Source organism: Heyndrickxia shackletonii (genome assembly GCF_001420715.1).
GTDB classification, from domain to species: domain Bacteria; phylum Bacillota; class Bacilli; order Bacillales; family Bacillaceae_C; genus Margalitia; species Margalitia shackletonii.
Genome location: NZ_LJJC01000004.1, coordinates 788018 through 813313 on the forward strand (window position 1 = coordinate 788018; position 25296 = coordinate 813313).

Sequence of the window (25296 nt, forward strand, 5' to 3'; positions counted from 1 at the left end):
CGATTTTCTTTAGTAAGAAGCCCCTCTTTAGCAAAACTAGCTAATTCGGAGGGGCTTTTCATTTTTAGAAAATTGATTAGTCTTTAAAGATGAATTTTTATTAAAAGCCAACAAGAAAATCATGATAATGATACAAGTTGTACCAATCCATTGGAAAATTTGATTGTTGACTTAATAAATACTCCAGTGATATATTGTGTATATACGATATGCACAATTTGATAAGGAGGTTCTGCATGCTGGCATTAGACGTTAGAAATTTAAATAAGAAATATCCTAATTTCGAGTTAAAGGATGTATCATTTCAACTGGAAAAGGGTTATATAATGGGCTTTATCGGTGCCAATGGCGCGGGAAAAACAACCACCATTAAATCGATTTTGAACATGCTTCATCTTGATAGCGGTGAGGTACGGATTTTGGGTAAAAATATTGTTGAACATGAGATTGAATTGAAACAGGAAATTGGTTACGCGTTTGGCGATATTGACTTTTATACTCGCAGCAAAATAAAGACATTGACCAATGTGATTAAGAAGTTCTACAAAAATTGGGATGATGATACCTATTACAACTATTTACGAAAGTTCAAATTGGATGAAAGCAAAAAAATCATTGAATTATCGACGGGAATGAAGGTGAAGTATAGTTTGGCCATAGCCTTATCTCATGGGGCGAAGGTTCTTATCCTTGACGAACCGACAAGTGGACTTGATCCGGTTGCAAGAGATAATCTACTGGATATCTTTCAAGATCTTGTATCAAATGGTGAAATCAGTATTCTTTTCTCCACTCACATTACATCCGACTTGGAAAAATGTGCAGACTTTATTACCTTTATAGAAAATGGCCAGATTGTCCATAGCTCTGAAAAAGAAGAATTTATGGAATCGTACCTCCTACTGAACGGTAGCAAAAGTCAGTTGAATGAGGTGAAAGAGCAGCTTATTTCTTATAAAGTAAATTCGTTCGGCTTTACGGGACTGATCCATTCCCATGACTTCGACCCTTCTCTGGATATTAAAGCAACAACGCCAAGTCTTGAGGAAATCATGATTTACTTCGCTAAAAAGGAGGATATGAATGTATAACTTAGTGATGAAAGATTTAAAAATAGGCGTACATCCCATGTTTTTTTTATTCCCTTTAGTGATGGGTGCTTTAATGCTTATTCCCGATTGGATATATTTTATCGTCCCTATGTATTTTTATTGGGTCACGATACCGAATGTGTTTGGCGCATATAAAGCTCAGAACGATTTGATATTCACCACTATGATGCCTGTAACGAAGAAAGACATTGTGAAGGCTAGGGTCACTGTTATTGTCATCCTGGAATTATTGCATATTGTGATTGCCATGATCTATGGTATGATAACAATTCGCTTATACTCCAATATGCACTACCATTTCTTTGCGCCTCACATGGGTTTTTGGGGATTAGTTTTCATTATGTTAGCAATCTTCAACATCCTCTTTATATCCATGTATTATAAGACTGCATATACATTTGGGAAAGCAACGCTTGTATCGATAACAGCCGCTATGCTTTTTGCTGTAGCTGCACAATGGCTCGGAATCCAGAATTCTTTTGTATCCAACATTTTCAATGGCAGCGGTGCTGACAATGTGATGCTTCAAACATCCATAATGATTGTAGGAATCTTGATATTTATTGTCTTCACAGTAATTGGTTATCAAATTGCGGTCAAACGATTCCTCAAAGTGGAGATATAATGAACGTAGCGATTTCGAATTCATCTGAAAAACCGATTTATCAGCAACTGTTCGAACAAATAAGCGCCCAAATTCTGAAAGGCGAGTTAGAAGGCGGTTACTGCTTACCACCAATTCGACAAGCAGCTAAAGAACTTCGTGTCAGTATCATTACCGTTAAGAAAGCTTGGGAAGAGCTCGAACGATGCGGTTTGATAAACACCATTACCGGTAAAGGGTGCTTTGTAGCCGAATTCTCATCCGATGAGATGCTGCGAATACGCAACGAAATGGTCTTGAAGCAAATGGTTAACGACATCTCCTACTATAAATCCTTTGGTCTCACAATAGAAGAGGTTATGGAGCTACTGAAAAAGGCTTATACAGGTTAAATAAGACGCTATAGTCGAAATAAGTTTTTTACTTGGTGGGAGGGAGTTGAGTGGCCAACCATATTTGTTCTTGCTCTCCTCTCACGATCTGCACTTTCATATCCAGAACTATATAAAAAAGGTCCCTTCATCAAGGAACCTTTTTGGTGCTATTTTTATTAATTGTTTTACAATAATAAGCATCTATTGAACAGAATAAAATCTACAATTCTATTTGTGATGTTAAAACTATTAAGGTAAAAACCTTTTAATTTTCTTCTCTCTCGATAAGAAATCCATTTATGAGACTAGCTTTAAACCAATGGCTGATCCTAAAACCATTGCAATAAAAATGATTCTTTTCCAATTTTTTGACTCACCATAAAAAATCATTCCTAATATTGCTCCACCAGATGCACCAATTCCAGTCCAAATGGCATATGCGGTACCCATTGGTAAAGTTTTCATTGCAAATGCCAAAAAAAGAAAACTTGCTCCAAATCCAAGAATTAGCAGTATGAATGCTTTCCAATTACGATCTCTATGTAACTTATTTATCATGGTAACTCCAAACATTTCGAATAAACCAGCCGCAATTAAAGAAATCCACGCCATTAAGAATCAACTCCTTTTTCAACCTTGTCACTCGTAACTAATTTCAATCCAATTACCCCTGCTAATAAAACCAAAATCAATATGATTTTTGCTGGCTTAAATGGTTCTCCAAAGAAAACAATATCCGAAAAAACAGTTCCCGCAGTACCTAATCCCACAAAAACAGCATAAACAGTTCCCACGGGAAGTTTCCTTCCGGCCATGATCATGGCATAAAAACTGATGATAATGGAAATAACTGTTCCGCTCCATGTCCAAAAGTCATACGCATGTTTTAATCCAATAACCCAAAAAACCTCAAAAAATGCAGCAACCAATACTTTAACCCAGTTTTTGTTCATATAAAAAGCACCTCCAATGTTATTTTTAGCAAAAAACAAAAAAGCCCAGGAGACAACTGTAAACAGTATCTCCCAGGCTTTTATCCCTCCGTGACACAGCAATGCTGTGAGTTTTCTCTCGGACCAGACCAACTGTAAGTTGCGGAACCCTAGAAAACTTTTAAATATACAATTAACTATAATATTACACAGATAGCAAATAACTTCAATACCAAAAAATCACTTTGAAAATAAAGGTGATGTTCTTTCAATAGCAAACAAAGGCTAAAAAAAGAGTGATAAAATGAGGAATAATATATAAAGCTGAACTGTTTAGCTTCACAATTGATTATGAAATAAAGAACACTTCTGAAGTGTACATATATAAATGAAAAAATAAAATAGGATTAGGGAGTAATAATAGGAGTGATTACGGTGTTTCAAGAGTCAGAGGTAATAAGATTAGATTATACAACAATAGCGGATCTTGATTTCGTTTGCAACTTAGAAAACAAAGAGGAAAATGCTTCATTCATCATTCCATGGTCAAGGGCATATAAAAAGCAGGGGTTTCATGTTGAGGGTACTTTAAGAGAATGCATCAGGAATGGAAAAGCTTATGAGTCCCTTACTGTGATGTCTATATTGAGAAGGGAATATGAATCATCTAGAACTTTTTCATAGACATGTTGATACGCAGTTCGAAAGAATATGTGGAGAGAGCAAATGGCCTTGCAAAAGGGTCACATAAAATTGGGCAGAGGGAGTGAAAAAACGGCCGAGTCCCATAACAAAGACACTGCGTATCAACCTTTTTCTTGTACTAACATGGCGGGACAGCTTAATAAGGATAAAATGGCCCCGAGATTGTGATTTAACTTTCAAAGAAACTGGAAAATATTATGAACATAATGTATTGACTTCAAATTTTTTTATGATAAAATTTGATTAATCAATCAAATAAAAAAATGGTCATTCAATCAATTTTCTTTAGGAGTGATTTTATTGAAGAAAGATAACAATGAGGAAAGAAAGCAATCGTTTATCGCTGAAGCAAGACGTGAACAAATTATTGATGCAGCGATTCATACACTTGATGAAATCGGTTATGTAAAAGCTAGCCTTGCTCAGATTGCTAAGAAGGCGAGAATAAGTACAGGACTTATTTCTTATCACTTTTCCGATAAAAACGATTTGATGAACCAATTACTAATCAAACTTATAGAAAGGTCTAGTTCCTATATCTTGGAAAGGGTAAATAAAGAAGATACTCCAAGAAATAAACTCAATGCATTTATTTCAGCAAGTTTAGCTTATCAAGGAACCCATCACGAACATAACATAGCATTATTAGAAATTGTTTTTAATGCAAGAACACCTGATAACATTCCGTACTATAAGCTTAGTGATGAGGAAGAAGACCCGGTCTTGTATGAACTTCAACAAATACTGCGTGATGGTCAGAAACAAGGAGTCTTTGGGGATTTTAATGTAGATGTTATGTGTAATCTGATTCGAGGTGCAATTGGAGAGTATATGCTTAACACTGCGATCACAAAGAAGGTTGATCTAGAAACATATAGTAGTGAACTCGTAAATATTGTTGAGAAGGCCGTCCTTAACACTGAGAAAAAGGAAACCTTAAACAAAGGGAGCGTGAACTAGATGACGAATTCGTCAACTAGTCCAAAAACAGTCATCGGATTTTCTGCAACTACAGGATTCGTCCTGTATGCAGGGTTTGGAGCACTAGGGCTTTTACTGGGCTATTTCTTACCGCGAATAGCAACGTGGGCTTTAAAACTTCCATGGGTGCCGTTTGAGGGGCCATTGAAACTAATCCATTCATTTAATGGTTTCTGGGTGGATATGATTATAGCACTTGTAGGCTTAATAGTAGGGCTAGTGATTGCCTCAATCGCAGTGAAGGAGATTCTTGTTGTCACGATAAGCGATGAAGCAGTGCAACTCGATAAAGATGGACACAAACAGACAATCGGACAAAAAGAGATTGACATTGTTTTCTTAGATGGAAAACAACTGGTGATCCTCGGGAAATCAGGATATGAACTTGCACGGGAAAAAATTGATGAATCCCCTAAAAAAGTCGTTGATAGCTTCAAGAAACATGGTTACTCCTGGTCATCTGAGGGGGATCCGTTTAATGATGAGTATAGAAGATGGGTGGAGGATACGCCCGATATGTCACCAACTGCCAATGCTTTACTAAGGGCGAGAGAAATTGCAATGCAAAAAAGGGACGTTAAAGATATAAAAGACCTTCGAAATGAATTAATAAAACTTGGGTATATCGTACGTGATGAAGAAACGAAGCAATACTGGCGAAAAGTAAAAAAGATATAAGAATGGTTATTGTCTATTCCACATACAGACGCTTTAGTTGAAGAAAGGGCTGCTTCGCGGCTCTTTTTTGTTTTAATCTTTGCAGAATCGTATTCAGGGTGTTTCATCATAAAATAATAGTATTAAGTAAATACATGTGAACAGAATGAAAGAGGACTCCAACGGTTATTAAGGGCGGCAACCCTACTATAACTGTTCCCCTACTTTGAAATCTCCTATCTTTGCGAAAAGAACCAATATATCCCCTTAAGTAAGATAGAAAAATATCTTGAAAACCGGTAAATCTCCCTTTATGATTAAAATAAACTGATTTATCAATTTAATCTTATAATATAGAAAATAATGAAATACTGGTTCGGTATGGGTAACATTTTTGACGTTTATATAATCTCTTTACACAGAGAAATCAACCATTTTTAGAGGTGAGAAGATGAATGTATTGATCATTGGCGGTACACGATTTTTAGGTCCTTATGTGACGAAACAGTTGGTGAAATTGGGACATAATGTAACGATTTTTCATCGTGGCCAAACAAATTGTACATTACCAGATTCAGTGAATGAGATTATCGGAGACCGCAATAACTTGAAAGACCTGCGTCAACAAATTCAGCATCTTTCCATCGATGTGTTGGTTGATATGTTCCCATATTCGGAACAGGATGCGATTGATGTCATAGAATCTTTTTCAGATGTTACCAAAAGATTCGTTGCTTTAAGCAGTGTTGATGTTTATCAGGCATATGGCAGATTGATTGGCATTGAAAAGGGTGAATTTACGACAGATATCATGACAGAGGAATCTCCCGTTCGGACTGTCATTTATCCATACAGAGCTATTTCAAAGGAAGATGATTGGCAATATCACTATGATAAGATCCTAGTGGAACAGCAGTTTATGAGGAATAGTTCTGTACCATCGACGGTATTGAGACTGCCTATGATATATGGCCCTAATGACCGTCAATTCCGTTTATCCCAGTATTTAAAGACAATGAAAACCAGCAATGAAATAACCTTACATTCAACGGAAGCAAAGTGGAGAACATCTCGCGGATTTGTTGAAAATGTAGCCCATGCCATTACACTGGCCAGTGTTGATCCTAAGGCTGCAAACCAAATTTATAATGTTGCTGAAGATTTTGCGTTTACTGAATTAGAATGGGTAAAAACGATTAAGGAGCACTACAAATGGGACGGTCAAATCCTTGTTGACGAAGCTGCAGTTGTTTTGGATGGCTTCAATCCGGAACAGCATCTGGTCATCAGTTCAAAGAAAATTCGAGATGAGCTTGGATATAAGGAAATCGTTCCTTTTGAAGAGGGAATTCAGCAAACGATTACCTGGGAATTAGCGAATGCACCAGAATAATTATTTTATCTTCTTACTTTTACTAATACTAAAGATTTGGCTGCTATGATGCAGCCTTTTATTAGTCGTTTTAAACCGCAGGAAGGCCTGTGGTTTAAAACGACTTTTAAATCTCATCAATACAGATTGAATTTAAATGATAAACAAATAACTGATAGATTCGATCCTTTTCCAACCTATCAGGGTCTAATAATGCATGCATAGCGGTACCATCAACCAACGAATATAATCTTTCAATTTCAAGTTCTGTATTAAGGTTTTTCCGCAATAGTTTCTCTTGGTCCATATAGTGTATTAAATTACGGAGACCATGATAAATTCCGTCATATTGTGCATCAAAAACATCTTTTTTATGTCTAATATAACCTACAAACGTAAACCATACTTCCATTTCCGCCATCTTTTCAGAGTCAGTTGGGACAAACTCCAGTAGGATTTGTAAAATTTTTTCTTTTGGAGGCAATTCTTTCAGGGCAATTTTTTTAATTCGTTCTGTTACTCTTTCAATAACAAGATTCATAGCATATTCCAGTAACTCATCCTGAGTAGAAAAATAATAACGCAAAGCACCTAATGAGAGACCAGCCTCGTTTGCTATATTCCTAACTGTTGCTCCTTCCATTCCCTGTTTTAGAATGACTCTCCATGAAGCTTCTGCAATTTGTTTTTTTCTTAAATCATGATCAACTATTTTAGGCATAACCCTATTTTAACACAAATATTAGTTTAAATAATACAATTGTATTATTTAAACGGGAGTGGTATACTTTCCTTAAATAATACGGATGTATTAAAAAAAGGGGTGTTTTTTTGAGCAGTGTTGGTTGGATGATTGTCTTTTGTGAAATTGCGTTTTGGGTTGTCATTATTTTAGGGTTGGTGGCTCGATATATCTTCAAGCAAAAACGGTTAGGAATGATTCTTTTAGCACTGACTCCGTTAGTTGATGTAATTTTATTAATTACAGCAGGAATTGATTTATACCGAGGTGAAGCCGCGACCAAAGCACATGCAATTGCTGCTGTTTATATAGGTGTATCCATTGCATTCGGTAAAAGTATGATTGGGTGGGCAGATCAGCGCTTTCAATATTATGTAACAAAACAAGGGGAAAAACCTAGAAAACGTTACGGAATCGAATACTCAAAGCACTACTTTAAAGGTTGGATCAGACATCTTGTAGCTTATATAATCGGTGTTGGAATATTAGCTGGATTGATCTTTTGGATCAATGATACATCAAGAACAGAAGCGTTAAGCGGAATAGCAAAAATTTGGTCGCTGGTTTTAGGGATAGATCTGCTGATTGCGATTACTTATTTTATTTGGCCCCCAAAGGAAAAGGGGATTTCATCGGGAAGTTAATGGGTGAAGGAGTAAGGTAGTGGCAGTCTCTTTGTTCTTGAAAAAACTTGAAGACGGTATAAAGTAGAAAAACAATAAAAAATCAATAAGGATACCATCAGGAAAAGACGGATTTACAACTGTAAACCCATTTTTCTGCTTTGTGTTTCTACTGACACTATTAATCGCTAAATTTTGGGTTATATCTAAAACCATATTCAACGGGACAGTTAGTTAAATAAGGCTAAATGCCTCGGAAGAATCGTAGAAGTAGGGAATCCACGAAACTCTAAACTCTATTATCCAATCCTTAAGGGTACTATACTAAATTGTTGAATATCCAAGGATGCTTTCATAATAATTTTTAACTGCATATAACCGGCAAACAAATTTGTTTAGTAAATTCTATATATATTTGAAATTACACCTAACAACTTGTTAGGTGTTTTTATTGACATAATTAGATGACATTAGGAAAAAATAAGAAAAAATGAGGAGGATATATTATGTACAAACTTGCTTTTGCACTCCCCTTTTTGTTTGCTTTATTGCTTGTAAATCCAGCATATGCAGTTGAAGTAACTGGCGTTGTTCAGATTATGGATCAAAACAATAAAGTTATAGTAAAGAAAAATATAACATTTGAAGAGGGAGACAATATATACGACATAACCAAGAACAACTTTGATGTGACGGAAACTAACGGTATGATTACAGGAATCAATGGATTGGTTGAAAAACCTACAGAAAACATCCATTGGGCTGCATTTATTGATGGTAAATTTGTTGAAATTTCACCAGACGATGTAGAACTTTACGCAAATAATATTTTAACATGGGCGTTAAGGGATCTCGATAAACAAGAGATAATGAAATAAACAGAACTGCTCATTTTTACACGAAAAATACCTACTGAAGATAAGTATGCAGCCTTTCAAGATCCCTTTGGAAATGTATTCGAGATTGCGGAACATACATCTATCGAACTAACGGGCATTCCTTAAATAAGGGATGCTTTTTTCTTATTGAAGTAAAGGGCAGGTTAGTAAAAATTCATTGTGGACAATAGAATACCTTGTTGAGGACTCTGATGCTAGACTAAATAGTAGACACAGATTGTTATAATAAAAATATCAACTATAACGAGGTGTGTCAGGATGGCAAGAGGTAACGGCAATCGATATGAAGAGAAAAAAAGTCGATCTTCCTATTAGGAACATCGACTTTTCTTCTTTAATACTGAACAATTTCATAACAGCATAGTAGTATACCATTACAATTGCAATAATTAATGAGCAATCGGCATTTTATCTTTTATCAATGGGCAGGATGAATTGACATTTTTATCATTTTGCCAATAGGCAGGATTGGTATCATCCGGGATCACTTGATTTATAATGTCACGGTAGTGTTTTTCTTTATTAGTAATATACTCTGCCATTGTTTTTATTTCTTCTAATTGGGATAGAACAATTTCTTTTTGCTTAAAAATCATTTCATAACGTTCCTGAATGGTAGAACCGCCTTCCAAACACAAGTCTACATATTTTTTGATGTCTTCCACTGACATACCACATTTTTTTAATTTTTTTGCACCTGAAAGCCATTGTATGGATGCGTCATTAAAAATTCGATTATTATTTTTATCACGCTGTAAACTTGGAACTAATCCCTTATCAGTATAGTAACGAATGGTGTGTTCAGTTAGGTCTAGTAGTTTTGCAACTTCTTTCACAGTGTACATATAAACCCTCCCCATTTTCACTTTGTATAGTTAAATAAAAAAATGACTTCGTGTTACTCGAAGATGATAGTAGTAATAATACTTTGTACTCGTAAAATTGTAAATCCCTAAGCATGAAAAATAAATCTAAACTATTGACTTCGTGTTACCCGAAGGTTGTATGATTTTAATTGTTCAATGTTCTGAAATTAAATTCACATGATAAATCATGTAAAACAAAGAGGAATCCGAACAATCTTACAATGGTGAATAACATTGGAGGCATGAAAAAAAATCAAAACTGTTGACTTCGTGTTACTCGAAGATCGTATGCTTATAATTGTTTAAGACTGGCATTTTAAAACCCTATGATAAGTCATGAAAAGTAAGAGCCATTAATAGGGAAAGCAGCGCTAAACGAAATATAAAAGAAAGTGAATGAAACAGTTGTGATAGTATTCGACGATACTCTCACAATTTCATTGTAATAATTTAGCAGCTAGATTAGAAGGAGGTTCAACTATGTCAAAAAAATCTATCAAGTCCGACCGCCGGATGACCCTTGCGAAAACAGTTATCTTTGCGGTCGCCTCAGGGCTGGCAGTCGGCAATCTCTATTTGTCCCAGCCACTGTTCGAAATCATCGCCACATCTCTCGGCGTCTCATCATCTAGCGCAGCGATGCTGGTGACCGTCACCCAGTTCGGGTACGCGCTAGGGATATTCCTCCTCGTTCCGCTGGGCGATGTTCTCAACCGACGCCGACTCATTCCACTGATTCTGAGTCTATCAGCAGTGATGCTTATAGTCTCCGCAATAGCACCGACGTTCTCCGTCCTACTAGCAGCGCTCGGCGGCTTAGGATTGACCACTGTCTCTGCACAGCTTCTGACTCCATTAGCCAGTGAACTGGCTGAGCCTGAGCGACGTGGGCGAATAGTCAGCACGGTCGCTTCGGGAGCTCTAATCGGTATTTTACTTTCACGCACTATTAGCGGCTTAGTAGCCGATCTTATTGGGTGGAGGGCGATCTTTGGATTAGCAGCAGGTGTAGCAATTATTCTTGCTATCATACTGTACAAAATTATTCCGCAACTCGAACCACGCGAACGTATATCCTACCCACGTCTTTTAGGATCGGTATTCACAACCGTGGCACGTCATCGTGCAGTGCCTCCGACATTGGTCATTTCTGCAGCGAACTTCGCCGTGTTCTCGCTGTTTTGGACATCACTGACCTATTTGCTGACGGCATCGCCGTTCTCCTACTCGGCTGGTCAGATTGGGCTCTTGGGGCTTGCTGGCTTGGCTGGTGCACTCGCTGCAAGGCGTGCTGGTGTCTTGCACGACCGTGGCTGGTCCGTTCCTGCTACTGGAGGAGCCTTAGCACTACTCGCATTGTCACTGGTTGCGGCTTTGGTAGTGAAAAGTTTAATCATTGGGCTAATCATCGTTATCATTGTCTTAGACATCGCCACGCAGACCAACCTTGTTCTGGGACAGACCCGTCTCCTCGCTCTTCCTGGTTCTGCACGAAGCCGTCTGAACACAGCTATCGTAGTGAGTAACTTTCTTGGAGGTGCGATAGGTTCGGTCATTGCTGGTCCACTTTGGGCATTCGGTGGTTGGACCGCGATTATGGTCGCTGCTCTGGTCATTACCATCGCTGGGCTCATTATCTGGTCCGCTTTACGTACCCGCCTGTCCGACGCGGCTTGATTTAAAGGATTGTATGAGAAGTAGAGTCCTAAAGGGAGGTGGGGGCTTCATTGATAATTTGCCGAATTTGTTAAAATTTTGGAGGTGAATGAAATGGCAAAAATTTTTATTACAGGATCATCAACAGGTCTTGGTGCATTGGCAGCAAAAGAGCTAATTGCTCAAGGAAATGAAGTAGTTTTACATGCACGTAATGAAGCTCGTGCAAAAGAGGCTTTAAAAGAAAATCCTGGTGCTACTCAGGTGGTCATTGGAGACCTGGGCAAGAAAGAAGAAATTCTCTCAGTGGCTAAACAAGTCAATCAATTCGGTCGATTTGATGTCATTATTCATAATGCAGGAGTTTACGCGCCAGATGCTCGTTTAACCTACACAGTGAATATTGAAGCACCTTATCTTTTAACTAGCCTTATTGAGAAACCTAAACGGATTATTTATGTCTCATCTGGCATGCATCGCGGCTCTAGATTGAACATTGATCATTTAGATCAAGGAACAGATTATTCAAGTTCCAAATTAGCCTTGTTATTACTGATGAAAGCGGTCAGTCGTTTATGGCCAGATGTGTTTGTCAATGCAGTTGATCCTGGCTGGGTGCCAACTCGTATGGGTGGTGCAGGCGCAAATGATTCTCTTGAAGGTGGCTATTCCTCACAGGTTTGGCTAGCTAGTGGTGAGGATAAAAATGCCTTGAACTCAGGGAATTATTACTACCATAAGAAGCTTTCTCGTTATGATGAAAGAGTAGATAATATTGACTTGCAAAATCAACTGCTAGCTAAATTAGAAGAAGCAACACAAATAAAATTATAAAACAAAAATTAAATGGATATTCGAAAGGAAGAAAAAACAAATGAAAATTATCGTACTTGGAGCATATGGGAAATCCGGACGCTCCATTATTCCAGAGGCTGAAAAACGTGGTCATGAGGTATTAGCAGTAGCACACAGAAAACATGAGGATGTACATTATAAAAACGTATTAATCAAAGACATCATGGACTTAACCAAAGAAGATATAGCAGGCTATGATGCCATTATAGACGGAGTAAGTGCTTGGGTACCAGAAACTTTCCATGTGCACACTGACGGTGTTTCTCATATCGCAAATTTGCTTGAAGGTAGCAACACACGCTACATCAAAATCGGTGGAACAGGTACATTGTTTATTAATAAAGAGCATACAAAATATTTCAAAGACTGGGAAAACTATATGGAAGAATACAAACCATTAGCAGAAGTCTTGGTTCAAAGTTTGGAACGCTTGCGCTCATACTCAAACATTGCTTGGACATATGCGACACCAGCATTTAATTATGACGTTGAAGGAGAAGCGACAGGTAAATATCATTTTGATGGCGAAGAATTTAGCATTGAGGATATTCCAACGAGCCATATTAGCTATGCTGATTTTGCCAGTGCGTTAATTGATATTTTGGAGAATGGTTCTTATGTTCGCCAAAGAATGACAATTGTTGGTGATGAATAGTATAAATTGAAAAGTAGTTGATAGTTTTATCAAGTAGAATCAAAGTAGACAAGTTTTTCTAGTCTTGTCTACTTTGATTCTTTTTATAGATTTGAAGGACGTAACTGGTTTATTTTTAGGATTTTACTCCTTTTTTGATCATGGGGCGACTACGGACTTAATTTACTCAATTAACCAAAATCCTTCTTCAACTAAAGGGTGCAAGAGTTTAAAATCCAACTGCCATTTCGGCGGCTTTTCTTTCTTGAATAAAAGGGGCAGTTAGTTTAAGTACATTTCTTAACAAGTTAAAAAAACAATCCTTTTCTAATAAGGATTATCGACTTTTTTTAGTGAAAAATAACCTTTTCATAACATCATAATAGTGAACCATTTGAATTTAGCAATAATCATTAAACTTACCTGAAGAAGCTATCACTGTTTTTGTAAACTCAGGGATATTAATAAGTGAATGAATTTGCAAATTTAAGGAGAGCAGCCAATTTCCTATGATATTGGCTGATTTTATAAATTCCTATCTAACAATATCTCTATTTGCTTTTCCATAGCTTGAGGGGGATAAGGCATTTCATTCGTAAACCACCATTCAACTACCTGTACGTATGCAGCTCCAAAAAATTGCAGTAAAACGTCTTCACTTAATCCATGATTTTTCCCTTCGGTTGTTATATCCCAGCCATTTTTTATATCTTCAATGACAAAATCTAAGAACCGTTTACGAAAAAAAGGTGCTCCTTTACTGACTAACATCATTGAAAAGAAAAGGTAATTCTTTTCAAAATATTCGAACCAGCTTACAACTTCTTTCGTTTCATTAGCTAAATCACAGATTTCCCGTAGTTCCGTAATATGTTCTTCAATCAGCTTATCAAGTAAATCAAATTTATCCAAATAATGAAGGTAGAAGGTTTTTCGACTGATATCTGCGCGGTCAACAATATTTTGTACAGTAATTTGATCAAAGCCTCGTTCAGACATCAATTCTAAAAGAGCATTTTTTATTGCCTTTTGAGATTTAAGTATTCTTCTATCAACTTTCGACATAGTGACCACCAAACTTCTTAATAGTAATTACACAATATTGCAAATCTGTGTATTAACACACAAATTTTAATCATTTGGGAATTGTAGATATTCTATTTCTGTATATAATTATACACAGATGTTTCCTAATACACTAGTATTACTTAATTGGAAGTTGAGAATACATTCGAGCGAGCGGTAAAGCTATTCCTATAAATTTTATTTAAAAATATTTGCAAGTAAGCATAGGGGGATCTACCAATTTATACAGATAAGAGAGGATGTTGTTATTATGTCTAATATTCAAGATAAAGTTGTAATTATTACTGGTGTCTCGAGCGGAATTGGAGAATCTACTGCAAAAGAATTGGCTTCTAAGGGTGCTAAGTTAGTAATGGCAGCACGACGTGAAGAACGATTAATAAAATTACAAGAAGAGATTCAAATGAATGGTGGACAAGCAATATATAAAGTTACAGATGTTTCCTCGCATGAACAAATGGAAGAGTTGGCTAATTATGCTCTAAAAGAGTTTGGGAAAATTGATGTAATGATTAATAATGCAGGAGTAATGCCGTTATCGTCTGTGCATGAAAGAAAAATTAATGAGTGGGATACGATGATTGATGTTAATGTAAAGGGTGTTCTTTATGGTATAGCTGCTGTCCTTCCGTCCATGAGAGAAAGAAAAGAGGGACATATTATTATTGTATCCTCAGTAGCTGGTCATTTAGTATTCCCTTCTAGTTCGGTCTATAGCGGTACAAAATTCGCTGTACGTGCTATTACAGAAGGTCTGCGTCAAGAAGAGTGTAACAACAATATTCGTACAACTATTATTTGCCCAGGTTCTGTTGCTACAGAATTAACCGATCATATTTCCAATAGTGAATTAAAAGCTTCAATAAAAGAACAAAGTGAAATTGCAATAGATCCTGCTAATATTGCTCGTGCTATTGCATTTGCAATTGAGCAACCATCAGATGTAGCTATTAATGAGTTGATTATACGCCCAACTATTCAACAATTATAAGAAAAAAAGCCTTATATATTAGGGCTTTTTTATATCACCACATAGAAAAAACATCCATAGGAGAGGATTACTTGGATAAACAAAATAAGCAGTTATTATTAATATTAACCATTGGAGTCTTCGGGATTCTAACTACAGAAATGGGGATAACCGGAATATTACCTGCGCTAGCAGAACATTTCAATATTAGTATATCCAAAGCTGGTTTATTAGTAAGTCTCTTTGCACTTGCTGTTGCTATTTCTGGTCCAACTATGCCGATATTTTTTTCAGGAATTAATCGTAAAACGGTTATGTTACTTGTACTTGGCATATTTGTTATAGGTAACATTGTTTCAATGTTTGCATCAAACTTTACCGTTTTGTTAGTTGCTCGTGTAGTTCCTGCCTTTTTTCATCCTATTTATTGTTCTTTAGCTTTGACGGTTGCAGCTACATCCGTTAGCAAGGAAGAAGCACCAAAGGCTGTTTCAAAAGTCATTTTGGGTGTAACTGCAGGAATGATTCTTGGAGTACCAATTACAAATTTTATTGCTAATCAAACTTCTATAGAATTGTCTATCCTGTTTTTTGCCATTTTAAATGCTATTGCCTTTGTCGCTACATTAATATTTGTTCCCTCTTTACCTGTTATAGAAAGGCTTTCTTACGGAGCTCAAATAAGGGTATTGAAGAAACCAATAGTTTGGTTAGCTATTGCTACAGTAATATTTATTGGATCAGCAACTTCTAGTATTAATAGTTTTATTACAGAATACCTTGGAACTGTTACCAATATAACCGGAAACACTTTAACTTTGGCGTTATTTATTTTAGGTATATCTAGTTTGATAGGGAATCTTGCAGGAGGAAATTTACTTACAAAAAATGCAGTAAAAACTGCAATGTTTTTTCCTATTCTTTTAGTAATAGTGCATATTTTGTCCTTTTTTACTGGAAAGTCAACATTTCCTATGATGATAACAATTTTATTATGGGGGATATTATTCGCAATATCCAATAATGTAAGTCAATATTGGATAACCTCTGCGGCTCCCGAAGCTCCTGATTTCGCAAATGGTCTGTTTTTAGCCTTTAGTAATTTAGGAATAACATTTGGGACAGCTGTTGGTGGATTTTTCATATCAGGTATGGGCACACAATATATCGTATTAGGAGGAATCATATTCCTGGTATTGAGCTTTGTGTCTATTCTACTCAGAAGTTATATGTATAACACGAAAATCCAGTCTGTATAGTTAGTAATTGCAATTTGCTTATATAAAAACAGCTGCCTTAATAACTATAAAGAAGCTGTTACGCAGGCTTTGTAAGAAAACATTATTTAAAATGAGGAGGAATTTTATATGCAAAAAGTTACTTTAAACAATGGTGTGGAAATGCCAATCTTAGGTTTTGGTGTATTCCAAGTTCCTGATTTAGCACAATGTGAGCAGGCAGTATTCGATGCACTTGAAGCTGGGTATCGTCTAATTGATACAGCAGCAGCGTATATGAATGAAGAGGCAGTTGGCGCAGCCATCAAAAAAAGCGGTATTCCAAGAGAAGAACTATTTATTACAACAAAACTTTGGATTCAGGACCAAGGTTATGAGAGTGCAAAAAAGGCCTTTGAGGTTTCCTTAAAGAAATTAGGACTTGATTATCTTGATTTGTATTTAATTCACCAACCGTTTAACGATTATTACGGTTCTTGGAGAGCAATGGAAGAACTCTATAAAGAAGGAAAGATTCGTGCTATTGGAGTTTCTAATTTCTATCCAGATCGTTTGGTTGATCTAATTAAGAACAATGAAATTGTACCTGCAGTTAACCAAGTAGAAACCCACCCATTCTTCCAACAGAAAGTTGCAAAGGAAGTAATGAAAGAATATGGAGTGCAACTACAATCATGGGGACCATTTGCAGAAGGTCAGAAGAATATCTTCCAAAATGAAGTACTTACTGGAATTGGAGAAAAATATAGAAAGACAGTGGCACAAGTTATTCTACGTTGGCATCTTCAACGTGGTATAGTAACCATACCAAAATCAGTTCATAAAGAGCGTATGGTTGAAAACTTTAATATATGGGATTTCGCTTTAAGTGATGAAGATATGGCTACTATTTCGACTATGGATATTGGAAAAAGCGAAATAATTGATCATTTTACAGCAGATACGGCTAAGATGTTAAATGAATTTAAAATACATGAATAATTAATAATAAAATAGTTTTCACAGTTATTTAATGTTCTACAATCGACCAAAAACCGATTTTTCCTATTTGAAAATTCGGTTTTTCCTTTTAGAACATAAAACAAGGAGGGGAAACCATAATGCGAAGGAATCTTAATAAGGAAGTAAATAATGCAACATTTAACCACGACAAATTTGGAAAGGGAAAACATATATTTAATGGTTTCAGTGTAAATTTTCATTTTTTTCAGGTAATAGAAATATATATTTGTACTATAATTATATTTTTTCTTGTTGCAGTACTGAGAAGGTTGAACAAAAGTTGCGTACCGTTTACGCAACCTTTATTTCATTTAACCTAGAAAATAGACATAGATATTAGTCGGGATAAGAGATAATGACATAGAATCTTACCGTTTCATCAGAAGAATTTATATACATGTGTTCAATATTTGCGTTAAATTTAATAGTCTCATCATTGGTTAATTCAAACTTCTCACCTTGCACCTCGAGTGTAAGTACACCGTGTTGTATAAGTACATATTCCTCACCTAGATGCTTTTCAGATATATGACTAAACCCAGGTTTGAGGTCTACAGTGAAAATTTCAAACTTTTTTTCCGGATGAAATGGGAAAACGGAGTATACAAGATAATTGCCATCATCATCAATCAATGGGTTCAGTTGATTGATGTTTATTTTTTCAATTTGCGGCTTATCTGTTTCCTTTAAAAAAGCAGAAAAAGATACTTGTAATCCATTTGCAATTTTCCAGAGAGTGGTGACAGTCGGATTTGATTTTCCATTTTCAATTTGAGCTAACATTGCCTTACTGACTCCAGTCAGTTCCGCTACGCTATCTAAGCTCAATCCTCGCTTTTTTCTCATTTTGGCAAGATTATTGGCTATAACCTCTTGAATGAACTCCATAAAAAATCTCCTTGACTCTTTTTTGTGTTTATTATAGCATACATATAAACAATATAACAGACAAAAAGGTGGGGAAACAATGAATGAATTATCTCACGAAATGCCTAGAGAAAAAAATCTTTCTACATTTTCTCAAGGCGTAAAAGATTGCATTCCAACTTTAATTGGTTACATCAGTATTGGTATCGCTATGGGGATTGTTGGAGTTTCCTCTAATCTAAGTATTGTAGAGATTACTCTTTTAGCCGCATTAGTTTATGCTGGTGCATCACAGTTTATTATTTGTGCACTGCTAGTATCAGGAAGTCCTTTGTCAGTCATTGTATTTACTACTTTTATCGTGAATTTACGGAATTTTTTATTAAGTATGGCATTGGCTCCCCACTTTACAAAATACTCTTTAATGAGAAATATTGGGATTGGAGCTCTTGTAACAGATGAGTCATTTGGTGTTGCCATTAATAAAATTGCTAAAAAAGAGAATATTAATGCGCAATGGATGAATGGGTTGAATGTAACAGCTTATATATTTTGGATTTTATCTTGTTTGTTGGGTTCCATCTTTGGTAAATGGATTTCAAATCCTGAAGTATTTGGATTAGATTTTTCTTTAACAGCTATGTTTTTAGCATTGCTTGTTTTGCAATTACAAAATATTGATAATGGTAAATTGAAGTTTTATCTATCATTAATTGTGTATGTAGTTATATTAATGTTGGTTCTATGTATGTTTGTTCCTTCGTATATAGCAATTATCTTATCAACAATAATTGTTGCAACGATTGGAGTGGTTAAAGACAAATGAGTATTAATTTATCTATATTACTAATCATTTTAGGCTGTGCTATGGTAACCTTTATTCCAAGAATTATTCCATTTATAGTGATAAGAAATATGAAGCTCCCGAAAATTGTCGTCAAATGGCTTTCATTTATCCCTATTTGTATTTTTACTGCACTTATCGTTGATAGTTTTATAAGCAAAGATCAATCAGCGTTAATCTCGATTAATTGGAGTGTTCTTGCTGCTATTATACCGACACTAATTATCGCAATATGGACCAAGAGTTTGTCCGTTACAGTAATAGTGGGAATAATATGTATGGCTACTGTTAGGTTTTTATTTTAATGAAGCTTACGATTTTGAAGAGAAGAATCCATTTTGATCATTCTATTTCAAAATGGATTCATTTTAGTTATTGTATTTTATGTGTTATAAAGGTGTTGTTGGTCAAAAGCTGTAACAAAATGACAGTGACAACCTTCTAAACGGTTTTGCAGATAATTTCACTTTCTCCAGTTTAAATAAACACCCCTGTTAAAGAATCCCTTTCATTTTATTAATCTTTTTAAGTGCTACTGGATGCATGACATTCATATTACATTTTTTTGAGGCGTTTTAACAAAATACTTCAACAATTTAGAATGGAAATTGTCGATTATTGTAGAAATCTCTAGCGAAACAATAAATATCAGTAAATATTTTGGATTTCCCACCGATAATACAAAGGATAAAAGGAAAATCGAAAGGGCCTTTTACTAGTCTTTTCTTTTTTTTTTGCGTGGAAATCAAAGGTCGGAGTGAGAAAATGGATTTATCTAAATATAGAAACTTGCTTATAAAAAAAATAATGGAGCAAGTTGCTGAATGGTGTGAATCGGATGCCGAAATAATGATTTCTAATTCTGAGGTACATCGTTTCTTACACTCTATTAAAGGGACGTCTGGAACTTTAGAATTGGAAGGCATTCATCGTATTTCAGAAACATTGTTAGAACAATTAAGCAGCTTCCATAAAAAAGAATGGAAAGGACAGGAATTGAGAGAGTTTCTTTCTGAATTAATGGAGCTTACCTATAGTTATGGCCATTTTGAAGAAGTGGAGATGAAGAAACAGCAGTCTAGAAATGGGGACGTCCCACTGATCCAAATCATTGATGATGATATTTCCATCCTTATTCTTTTGAAGGATTTCCTTGAAAAGAAAGGTTGGATGGTCATTACGAATTCCACTTCGAATAAAGCTGTATCTCAATACTTTGATTTACAGCCCGACTGTGTTGTGATTGATGTGAATTTGCCAAACAAAAATGGCTTTGAAATTATTGAAGATTTACAAATTCATAGTAATAAACACTTCGTTCCCATTGTGATGATTAGCGTATTCAACGATCGAAATACTCGTATAAAAGCTTTTAAAATGGGAGCGGATGATTTTATCCAGAAGCCAATTGACTTAGAGGAATTCGCAGTCCGTATTGAGCGCCATCTCCTGAGAAAACAAATATATGACCAATCTGTTTTACTTGATGAACTAACAAACCTGTATAACCGCAGGTATTTAAAGGTTGTATATGACCGGAGCATGGAAGAATGGAAACGGAACAATCAACAATTTAGTATAGCGATCTTGGATATTGATTATTTTAAAAAGATTAATGATCGTTATGGTCATGTTACAGGTGACTTAGTCCTCTCAACATTTGCATTATTTTTGGCGGAGAATACAAGAAGTAACGATTTAGTATTTAGATATGGCGGAGAAGAGTTTATCATCTTATTTCAAAATACAGATTATCATAAAGCTTATGAAATTGTTTCAAGACTATTGGCAGATTTCACTACAAAATGTTTTGAGGCTAATGGAGAAGTCTTCTTCGTTACCTTTTCCGCTGGAATTACTGGCATTTGCTCTAAGGAAACAACAATGGATTCAGCTATAAATGCTGCAGATCAAGCATTATATACAGCAAAGAATTTGGGCAGATCAAGGGTTGAATGCTTTAATCAGTCATTGATGGAACAAAAGAAGTTGTTTATTTCCGTTATTGATGATGACCCTATTATTCGATCGATGTTGAAAAGTAGATTACAAGAAGCAGAATTTAATCATTATGTATCCAATATCCATACATTTGAAAATGGGCCATCCTTCTTTCAGTCTGGAATACTAGAATATCCGGGAGAACATTTCCTAATTTTAGACGGGGTTATGCCTATTATGGATGGAATAGAAGTATTGCAAAAGGTAAAACAAACAGAACGGAATAACGTTAGCGTTATCATGTTGACCGGAAGAAATAGTGAGGATGATATCGCGAAGGCATTAGAATTAGGGGCAGATGATTATATGACGAAGCCTTTTCATATGAACGACCTTCAAGAGAGGATTATGCGACTTATTCAAAGGAAGAAATGAATATTTGATATAAATAAGGTGGTCTAAATGAAAAAAATCTTATTAGCAGAAGACGAAGAAGTGTTAAGAATGCTCATCGTAGATACACTTGAGGAGCAGGACTATTTGATTCATGAAGCTTCAGATGGACAAGAAGCATTACATTATATAGAAAAAAACGAGTATGATTTGTTAATTTTAGATTACATGATGCCTGAAATTACAGGGCTGGAGCTCATTAGGCATATAAGGGGAAGCCTCCACAATCACGAGGTCAAAATTCTCATGTTATCTGCGAAAAGTCAGCAGTTTGAACAGGAGAAGGTATTAGAGGCAGGGGCCAATTATTTTATCGCCAAGCCTTTTAGTCCTATGGAGTTATTAACTAAAATAGCGGACTATAAATCTGGTAATAAAAGTGCCATCGTTAAAATGGCAAATGAGCAGGCTACGTCACGGGTTACTTCTTTTCAAAAACAGATGAAAACCTATATTCAGGGGATTGATGATAATCTGGAAGCCCATTATCAAAAGCTCATTACCTTGCAAACTAGTATTCAAATCGGTTTTCTTATTTTCGTCATTATCGTCTTTTTTATTCTTTTAGGAATTATGTCTTATATGTTCCGGCAATTAGGGAAGCCTTTATCCGATTTATCTATTGCGGCAAATGAAATGGCCAGTGGAAGAGAGGTCTCTATTTCACTAGATACAAAAAGGGAAGATGAAATTGGGATACTGTCAAAATCATTTCAAAGCATGATGGAAAAGGTAATCGAAAAAGAGCAGGATTTGTTGGCACATAATGAAGAATTAATTGCCCAGCAGGAGGAGCTTCAAGCTCAACAGGAAGAACTGGAAAATGCTTTACAGACACTAAATGCTAACGGGGAAAAATTAAAAAATAGAAATAAATTAGTCAATCAGCTTTCCAATACAATCAATATGCATGATCTCTTGAATAGCAGTGTAATGAATATGTGTGAAATTATCCAAGCGGATAAAGGAATTATTGCGATGGTCGATAATCCATTATGTGCTTCATACGGAATATCCCCCTCCGCCGTAAATCAATTTTTGCATCATATGAAAAGCAGATTGTGTGAAAAGTTGAAGATAACCAAAATGCCATACACCCTGAAAAGACGGCTGGAATTATCCGAAAAAGGCTACCACGAGGGAACGCTATTTGGATATGATCTCTACTTGCCGGTTCTTGCATCTGATGAAGAGGTCATTGCTATTATGATTTTCACTAGGTATGGCGAGCCTTTTCAGGAGTCTCAAATGGAAGAGTTTCAAGCTCTTTCAAAAAGTATTGGAATCAGTCTGGAGAAAATCTCTCTTTTCCAAAAGTCAGAAAAGGAAAGGAAACAAAATCAGGATATCCTTAATACACTTCAAGAAGGTGTACAATTAATTGATACGAATGGAAGGACTTTGCACATCAACAACCTATTAATCGATATATTAGAATGTGAAAATTCTACCCTTGTCGGGATGGAATGGGATGAATGGATTTCCTTTATGAAAGGGAAAGTAAAAGAAGAACAAATTGCCGATTACTTAGAAAATGCGGTGCGTGCAAAGAATAACAATGAATTGGAAACCTTTATCTATACATTGGAGCGCTCTAAGAAAGTAATAAAAGTTTACAGCAAAGAACTGTACCATAATGATGTAAGGATAGGAACGGTTTTGGTTCACAGGGATATTACAAAAGAGTACGAAGTCGATCAAATGAAATCAGAGTTTGTCAGCACGGTAAGTCATGAATTACGGACACCACTTTCCAGTATTCTTGGTTTTACCGAATTAATGATCAACCGTGAATTAAATCCAGACAGGCAGAAAAAATATTTAACTACTATTTGGAATGAATCTAAGCGTTTAACTGCTTTAATTAATGATTTTCTCGATGTACAGAGAATGGAATCCGGCAAGCAAACTTATGAGAAAAAATATATAGATTTGCTGCCAATTTTAAGAAAAATAATCGATGCCCAGCAAATTAATACAAGTCTGCATCACTTTATACTTGATCATCGTGGATCTATTCCTGCTATTCTAGGCGACGAAGCGAAAATGGAACAAGTTTTTACTAACTTAATCCATAATGCCGTAAAATATTCTCCCGAAGGCGGATCGATAAAGGTAAAGGTTACGGGAACTGATGAACAGGTTAAAGTTGACATCATTGATCACGGTTTAGGTATTCCACAAGAAGCAATGGACAAACTATTTACGAAATTTTACCGAGTCGATAATTCCGACAGAAGAAAAATAGGCGGCACGGGCCTTGGTCTATCCATCGTCCAAGAAATTGTAAAGTTCCATGGCGGTAAAGTCTCCGTCGAATCCAAGCTAGGCAGCGGCAGTACCTTTACTGTTGCATTTCCAGCTTTCTCTAATGTGTTGTCATAATGGTGTGGTGTCAGGCACTACTCGTGGACAAAATGGGTGGTTTGTGCGTGGTGGGTGGACAAAATGAGGTTGTTAAAACAGATGTGGAATGTCGAATTTTGATTAGCGGAATTACTGGTCAAATTCGCGTGAATATCTCAAAATTTGGCGGGATTATTGGTCAAATTCGCGGGAATATCTCAAAATTTGGCGGGATTATTGGTCAAATTCGCGGGAATATCTCAAAATTTGGCGGGATTATTGATCAAACTTGCGTGAATATCTCTAATTTTGTGGAATTATTGGTCAAACTCGCGTGAATATCTCTAATTTTACGGAATTAGTAATCAAACGCAAGAAATGAATGAATCCAACAAACAAAAAAGGGTTTTCTCTTTTTGTGTGTTGGATTATTATAGTTTAATAGCATACTTGGTTAGCAATATAAATTTAAGGAAGTCCTATCATGAAACAAACGATTAAAGACATAATATTCATTTTAATTGGCGCACTTATTTTTGCCGTTGGGATTAATTATTTTACGATCCCCAATCATTTATCAGAAGGTGGAATTATTGGCCTGACGGTTATTGCACACTATTTATTTCATTGGTCACCAGGTGTGGTGAACTTTGTCTTAAATATGGCACTCTTTCTGGTAGGCTATAAATTTTTTGAAAAAAGAACGATTGTTTATACACTTTTATCGATAGCGTCTTGCTCTGGGTTTTTATATTTAACGGAGAATACAGGCAAAACCATTACCAACAATACATTGTTGGCGTCTATATTTGCTGGTTTATTAGTGGGGGCAGGCTTAGGGATTATTTTCCGAGCGGGTGGAACCTCCGGCGGCACTACCATAATTGCTAGAATGGCAAATCAATACTTTGGCTGGAGTATCGGAAGCGCCATGCTTCTGATTGATATAATTGTCGTTACCGGTTCTGTCTTCATCATTGGGCTGGAAAAAGCAATGTATACGCTAATTGTTGTTTACGTTGGTGCCAAAGCGATTGATTTTATTGGAGAACGATTGGATGAAAGAGTTGGCGTCTTCATTATTTCCAACTTTCCAGATGTCGTTTTGAATGAAATTACCACCAAAATGTTGAGAGGTATTACAGTGCTTGAAGGCCGTGGGGGATACAGTGGCAGGAATAAGGAAGTACTGTATGTTGTTATTAGTAAGCAAGAGGTTGTTCGGTTAAAAAATATCATAAACACTCTTGATGAAAATGCGTATGTAACGGTGCACAGTGTTCATGAGATTGTTGGTAAGGGATATAAATCGGATCAAACCAAGCTGGTGAAAAGTGCAAGATGATAGATGTAAAGGATTCTGCCAAAAATGGGGGATCTTTTTTTAATCCTCATGATGGCCAAAGAAGAAATCCTCAATGGAAGCGAGTGGGCGGTTCTTGTATTTTTTTCAAAAAGAACCGTCTTTATGCTTCACGTCTGGACAAATATAAAAAGCTTCTTATTTCATTGGGCGATAGTCCCAATATTTCTTTGT

At 36.0% G+C, this 25296-nt stretch carries 27 protein-coding genes and 1 riboswitch; of the genes, 21 read left to right on the top strand and 6 right to left on the bottom strand.

Annotated features, from left to right (window positions below; translation table 11 throughout):
* Positions 1 to 236 precede the first annotated feature (236 nt).
* Genes AN964_RS03925 through AN964_RS03935 form a run of 3 tightly spaced genes read left to right on the top strand, consistent with a single transcriptional unit; the run spans position 237 to position 2108 of the window.
* The gene (locus AN964_RS03925; RefSeq protein ID WP_055738455.1) at positions 237 to 1091 is read left to right on the top strand and encodes an ABC transporter ATP-binding protein; all 855 of its coding nucleotides are present in this window, start codon (positions 237 to 239) and stop codon (positions 1089 to 1091) included.
* On the top strand, positions 1084 to 1737 hold the full coding sequence (locus tag AN964_RS03930) for an ABC-2 transporter permease (RefSeq protein ID WP_055738456.1): 654 nt from the start codon (positions 1084 to 1086) through the stop codon (positions 1735 to 1737). The genes AN964_RS03925 and AN964_RS03930 overlap by 8 nt, the downstream gene beginning before the upstream one ends.
* Positions 1737 to 2108, top strand: coding sequence for a GntR family transcriptional regulator (locus AN964_RS03935; protein WP_055738457.1), 372 nt, complete (start codon positions 1737 to 1739; stop codon positions 2106 to 2108). The genes AN964_RS03930 and AN964_RS03935 overlap by 1 nt, the downstream gene beginning before the upstream one ends.
* 279 nt (positions 2109 to 2387) lie before the next feature.
* Here AN964_RS03935 and AN964_RS03940 read toward each other — a convergent pair whose 3' ends face one another.
* On the bottom strand, positions 2388 to 2702 hold the full coding sequence (locus AN964_RS03940) for a DMT family transporter (RefSeq protein ID WP_055738458.1): 315 nt from the start codon (positions 2700 to 2702) through the stop codon (positions 2388 to 2390).
* Entirely contained in the window at positions 2702 to 3043 is a 342-nt protein-coding gene (locus AN964_RS03945; RefSeq protein WP_055738459.1) for a DMT family transporter, read from the bottom strand. The genes AN964_RS03940 and AN964_RS03945 overlap by 1 nt, the downstream gene beginning before the upstream one ends.
* A gap of 67 nt (positions 3044 to 3110) precedes the next feature.
* Positions 3111 to 3207, bottom strand: a riboswitch (guanidine-I (ykkC/yxkD leader).
* Positions 3208 to 3457: 250 nt separating this feature from the next.
* On the opposite strand from AN964_RS03945, the gene AN964_RS03950 reads away from it, so the two are divergent.
* From AN964_RS03950 to AN964_RS03965, 4 genes are all read left to right on the top strand, one after another.
* Positions 3458 to 3706, top strand: coding sequence for a GNAT family N-acetyltransferase (locus AN964_RS03950; protein ID WP_055738460.1), 249 nt, complete (start codon positions 3458 to 3460; stop codon positions 3704 to 3706).
* 321 nt (positions 3707 to 4027) lie between these two features.
* Positions 4028 to 4687: a TetR/AcrR family transcriptional regulator gene (locus AN964_RS03955; RefSeq protein WP_055738461.1), complete on the top strand. Its 660-nt coding sequence runs from the start codon at positions 4028 to 4030 to the stop codon at positions 4685 to 4687.
* Positions 4688 to 5386 (top strand): YqeB family protein, encoded by a 699-nt coding sequence (locus AN964_RS03960; protein WP_055738462.1) that lies wholly within the window; start codon positions 4688 to 4690, stop codon positions 5384 to 5386.
* Between the two features lie 430 nt (positions 5387 to 5816).
* On the top strand, positions 5817 to 6758 hold the full coding sequence (locus AN964_RS03965; protein WP_055738463.1) for an NAD-dependent epimerase/dehydratase family protein: 942 nt from the start codon (positions 5817 to 5819) through the stop codon (positions 6756 to 6758).
* A 106-nt stretch (positions 6759 to 6864) separates the two neighbouring features.
* On the opposite strand, the gene AN964_RS03970 is transcribed toward AN964_RS03965, so the two are convergent.
* Positions 6865 to 7458: a TetR/AcrR family transcriptional regulator gene (locus tag AN964_RS03970; protein ID WP_055738464.1), complete on the bottom strand. Its 594-nt coding sequence runs from the start codon at positions 7456 to 7458 to the stop codon at positions 6865 to 6867.
* Between the two features lie 128 nt (positions 7459 to 7586).
* On the opposite strand from AN964_RS03970, the gene AN964_RS03975 reads away from it, so the two are divergent.
* Both AN964_RS03975 and AN964_RS03980 read left to right on the top strand, forming a co-directional pair.
* Complete coding sequence (locus AN964_RS03975) at positions 7587 to 8123, top strand: hypothetical protein (protein ID WP_437177108.1); 537 nt, start codon at positions 7587 to 7589, stop codon at positions 8121 to 8123.
* Between the two features lie 485 nt (positions 8124 to 8608).
* Positions 8609 to 8980 carry a DUF4430 domain-containing protein gene (locus AN964_RS03980; protein ID WP_055738466.1) on the top strand — a complete coding sequence of 124 codons (372 nt, stop codon included), beginning with the start codon at positions 8609 to 8611 and terminating at the stop codon, positions 8978 to 8980.
* A 410-nt stretch (positions 8981 to 9390) separates the two neighbouring features.
* On the opposite strand, the gene AN964_RS03985 is transcribed toward AN964_RS03980, so the two are convergent.
* Positions 9391 to 9846: a MerR family transcriptional regulator gene (locus tag AN964_RS03985; protein ID WP_055738467.1), complete on the bottom strand. Its 456-nt coding sequence runs from the start codon at positions 9844 to 9846 to the stop codon at positions 9391 to 9393.
* A 501-nt stretch (positions 9847 to 10347) separates the two neighbouring features.
* Between AN964_RS03985 and AN964_RS03990 the strand changes: the two genes are divergently transcribed.
* From AN964_RS03990 to AN964_RS04000, 3 genes are all read left to right on the top strand, one after another.
* Positions 10348 to 11544 carry an MFS transporter gene (locus tag AN964_RS03990; protein WP_055738468.1) on the top strand — a complete coding sequence of 399 codons (1197 nt, stop codon included), beginning with the start codon at positions 10348 to 10350 and terminating at the stop codon, positions 11542 to 11544.
* A 93-nt stretch (positions 11545 to 11637) separates the two neighbouring features.
* Positions 11638 to 12357, top strand: coding sequence for an SDR family NAD(P)-dependent oxidoreductase (locus AN964_RS03995; RefSeq protein WP_055738469.1), 720 nt, complete (start codon positions 11638 to 11640; stop codon positions 12355 to 12357).
* A 40-nt stretch (positions 12358 to 12397) separates the two neighbouring features.
* Entirely contained in the window at positions 12398 to 13033 is a 636-nt protein-coding gene (locus AN964_RS04000; RefSeq protein WP_055738470.1) for an NAD(P)-dependent oxidoreductase, read from the top strand.
* Positions 13034 to 13537: 504 nt separating this feature from the next.
* Here AN964_RS04000 and AN964_RS04005 read toward each other — a convergent pair.
* The gene (locus AN964_RS04005; protein ID WP_055738471.1) at positions 13538 to 14077 is read right to left on the bottom strand and encodes a TetR/AcrR family transcriptional regulator; all 540 of its coding nucleotides are present in this window, start codon (positions 14075 to 14077) and stop codon (positions 13538 to 13540) included.
* Between the two features lie 271 nt (positions 14078 to 14348).
* Between AN964_RS04005 and AN964_RS04010 the strand changes: the two genes are divergently transcribed.
* The 3 genes from AN964_RS04010 (at position 14349) to AN964_RS04020 (ending at position 17287) form a co-directional block, all read left to right on the top strand.
* Positions 14349 to 15089 carry an SDR family oxidoreductase gene (locus AN964_RS04010; RefSeq protein ID WP_055738472.1) on the top strand — a complete coding sequence of 247 codons (741 nt, stop codon included), beginning with the start codon at positions 14349 to 14351 and terminating at the stop codon, positions 15087 to 15089.
* A gap of 71 nt (positions 15090 to 15160) precedes the next feature.
* On the top strand, positions 15161 to 16327 hold the full coding sequence (locus AN964_RS04015; protein ID WP_055738473.1) for an MFS transporter: 1167 nt from the start codon (positions 15161 to 15163) through the stop codon (positions 16325 to 16327).
* A gap of 108 nt (positions 16328 to 16435) precedes the next feature.
* On the top strand, positions 16436 to 17287 hold the full coding sequence (locus tag AN964_RS04020) for an aldo/keto reductase (RefSeq protein WP_055738474.1): 852 nt from the start codon (positions 16436 to 16438) through the stop codon (positions 17285 to 17287).
* 357 nt (positions 17288 to 17644) lie between these two features.
* On the opposite strand, the gene AN964_RS04030 is transcribed toward AN964_RS04020, so the two are convergent.
* Positions 17645 to 18196 (bottom strand): helix-turn-helix domain-containing protein, encoded by a 552-nt coding sequence (locus AN964_RS04030; protein ID WP_055738476.1) that lies wholly within the window; start codon positions 18194 to 18196, stop codon positions 17645 to 17647.
* Positions 18197 to 18275: 79 nt separating this feature from the next.
* Between AN964_RS04030 and AN964_RS04035 the strand changes: the two genes are divergently transcribed.
* The 6 genes from AN964_RS04035 to AN964_RS04060 all read left to right on the top strand — a co-directional run bounded on the left by AN964_RS04035 (position 18276) and on the right by AN964_RS04060 (position 25104).
* Positions 18276 to 19001, top strand: coding sequence for an AzlC family ABC transporter permease (locus AN964_RS04035; protein WP_055738477.1), 726 nt, complete (start codon positions 18276 to 18278; stop codon positions 18999 to 19001).
* The gene (locus tag AN964_RS04040; protein ID WP_055738478.1) at positions 18998 to 19324 is read left to right on the top strand and encodes an AzlD domain-containing protein; all 327 of its coding nucleotides are present in this window, start codon (positions 18998 to 19000) and stop codon (positions 19322 to 19324) included. Before AN964_RS04035 ends, AN964_RS04040 begins: the two co-directional genes overlap by 4 nt.
* 460 nt (positions 19325 to 19784) lie before the next feature.
* Positions 19785 to 21395, top strand: coding sequence for a diguanylate cyclase (locus tag AN964_RS04045; RefSeq protein WP_055738479.1), 1611 nt, complete (start codon positions 19785 to 19787; stop codon positions 21393 to 21395).
* Positions 21396 to 21422: 27 nt separating this feature from the next.
* A complete protein-coding gene (locus AN964_RS04050) occupies positions 21423 to 23798 on the top strand; it encodes an ATP-binding response regulator (protein ID WP_055738480.1) in 2376 nt (791 codons plus the stop codon).
* Between the two features lie 47 nt (positions 23799 to 23845).
* Positions 23846 to 24097, top strand: coding sequence for a hypothetical protein (locus tag AN964_RS04055; protein ID WP_055738481.1), 252 nt, complete (start codon positions 23846 to 23848; stop codon positions 24095 to 24097).
* 143 nt (positions 24098 to 24240) lie between these two features.
* A complete protein-coding gene (locus AN964_RS04060) occupies positions 24241 to 25104 on the top strand; it encodes a YitT family protein (RefSeq protein ID WP_055738482.1) in 864 nt (287 codons plus the stop codon).
* Positions 25105 to 25296 lie beyond the last annotated feature (192 nt).

Excerpts from the sequence above, each read along its gene's own strand:
- AN964_RS03975 (WP_437177108.1), top strand. The coding sequence starts at position 7,587 with ATGATTGTCTTTTGTGAAATTGCGTTTTGGGTTGTCATTATTTTAGGG.
- AN964_RS04000 (WP_055738470.1), top strand. The coding sequence starts at position 12,398 with ATGAAAATTATCGTACTTGGAGCATATGGGAAATCCGGACGCTCCATT.
- AN964_RS03990 (WP_055738468.1), top strand. The coding sequence starts at position 10,348 with ATGTCAAAAAAATCTATCAAGTCCGACCGCCGGATGACCCTTGCGAAA.
- AN964_RS03965 (WP_055738463.1), top strand. The coding sequence starts at position 5,817 with ATGAATGTATTGATCATTGGCGGTACACGATTTTTAGGTCCTTATGTG.
- AN964_RS03960 (WP_055738462.1), top strand. The coding sequence starts at position 4,688 with ATGACGAATTCGTCAACTAGTCCAAAAACAGTCATCGGATTTTCTGCA.
- AN964_RS03940 (WP_055738458.1), bottom strand. The coding sequence starts at position 2,702 with ATGGCGTGGATTTCTTTAATTGCGGCTGGTTTATTCGAAATGTTTGGA.
- AN964_RS04010 (WP_055738472.1), top strand. The coding sequence starts at position 14,349 with ATGTCTAATATTCAAGATAAAGTTGTAATTATTACTGGTGTCTCGAGC.
- AN964_RS04035 (WP_055738477.1), top strand. The coding sequence starts at position 18,276 with ATGAATGAATTATCTCACGAAATGCCTAGAGAAAAAAATCTTTCTACA.
- AN964_RS03925 (WP_055738455.1), top strand. The coding sequence starts at position 237 with ATGCTGGCATTAGACGTTAGAAATTTAAATAAGAAATATCCTAATTTC.
- AN964_RS03935 (WP_055738457.1), top strand. The coding sequence starts at position 1,737 with ATGAACGTAGCGATTTCGAATTCATCTGAAAAACCGATTTATCAGCAA.
- AN964_RS04050 (WP_055738480.1), top strand. The coding sequence starts at position 21,423 with ATGAAAAAAATCTTATTAGCAGAAGACGAAGAAGTGTTAAGAATGCTC.
- AN964_RS04040 (WP_055738478.1), top strand. The coding sequence starts at position 18,998 with ATGAGTATTAATTTATCTATATTACTAATCATTTTAGGCTGTGCTATG.
- AN964_RS03930 (WP_055738456.1), top strand. The coding sequence starts at position 1,084 with ATGTATAACTTAGTGATGAAAGATTTAAAAATAGGCGTACATCCCATG.
- AN964_RS04045 (WP_055738479.1), top strand. The coding sequence starts at position 19,785 with ATGGATTTATCTAAATATAGAAACTTGCTTATAAAAAAAATAATGGAG.
- AN964_RS04005 (WP_055738471.1), bottom strand. The coding sequence starts at position 14,077 with ATGTCGAAAGTTGATAGAAGAATACTTAAATCTCAAAAGGCAATAAAA.
- AN964_RS04030 (WP_055738476.1), bottom strand. The coding sequence starts at position 18,196 with ATGGAGTTCATTCAAGAGGTTATAGCCAATAATCTTGCCAAAATGAGA.
- AN964_RS03985 (WP_055738467.1), bottom strand. The coding sequence starts at position 9,846 with ATGTACACTGTGAAAGAAGTTGCAAAACTACTAGACCTAACTGAACAC.
- AN964_RS04020 (WP_055738474.1), top strand. The coding sequence starts at position 16,436 with ATGCAAAAAGTTACTTTAAACAATGGTGTGGAAATGCCAATCTTAGGT.
- AN964_RS03980 (WP_055738466.1), top strand. The coding sequence starts at position 8,609 with ATGTACAAACTTGCTTTTGCACTCCCCTTTTTGTTTGCTTTATTGCTT.
- AN964_RS03945 (WP_055738459.1), bottom strand. The coding sequence starts at position 3,043 with ATGAACAAAAACTGGGTTAAAGTATTGGTTGCTGCATTTTTTGAGGTT.
- AN964_RS03970 (WP_055738464.1), bottom strand. The coding sequence starts at position 7,458 with ATGCCTAAAATAGTTGATCATGATTTAAGAAAAAAACAAATTGCAGAA.
- AN964_RS03995 (WP_055738469.1), top strand. The coding sequence starts at position 11,638 with ATGGCAAAAATTTTTATTACAGGATCATCAACAGGTCTTGGTGCATTG.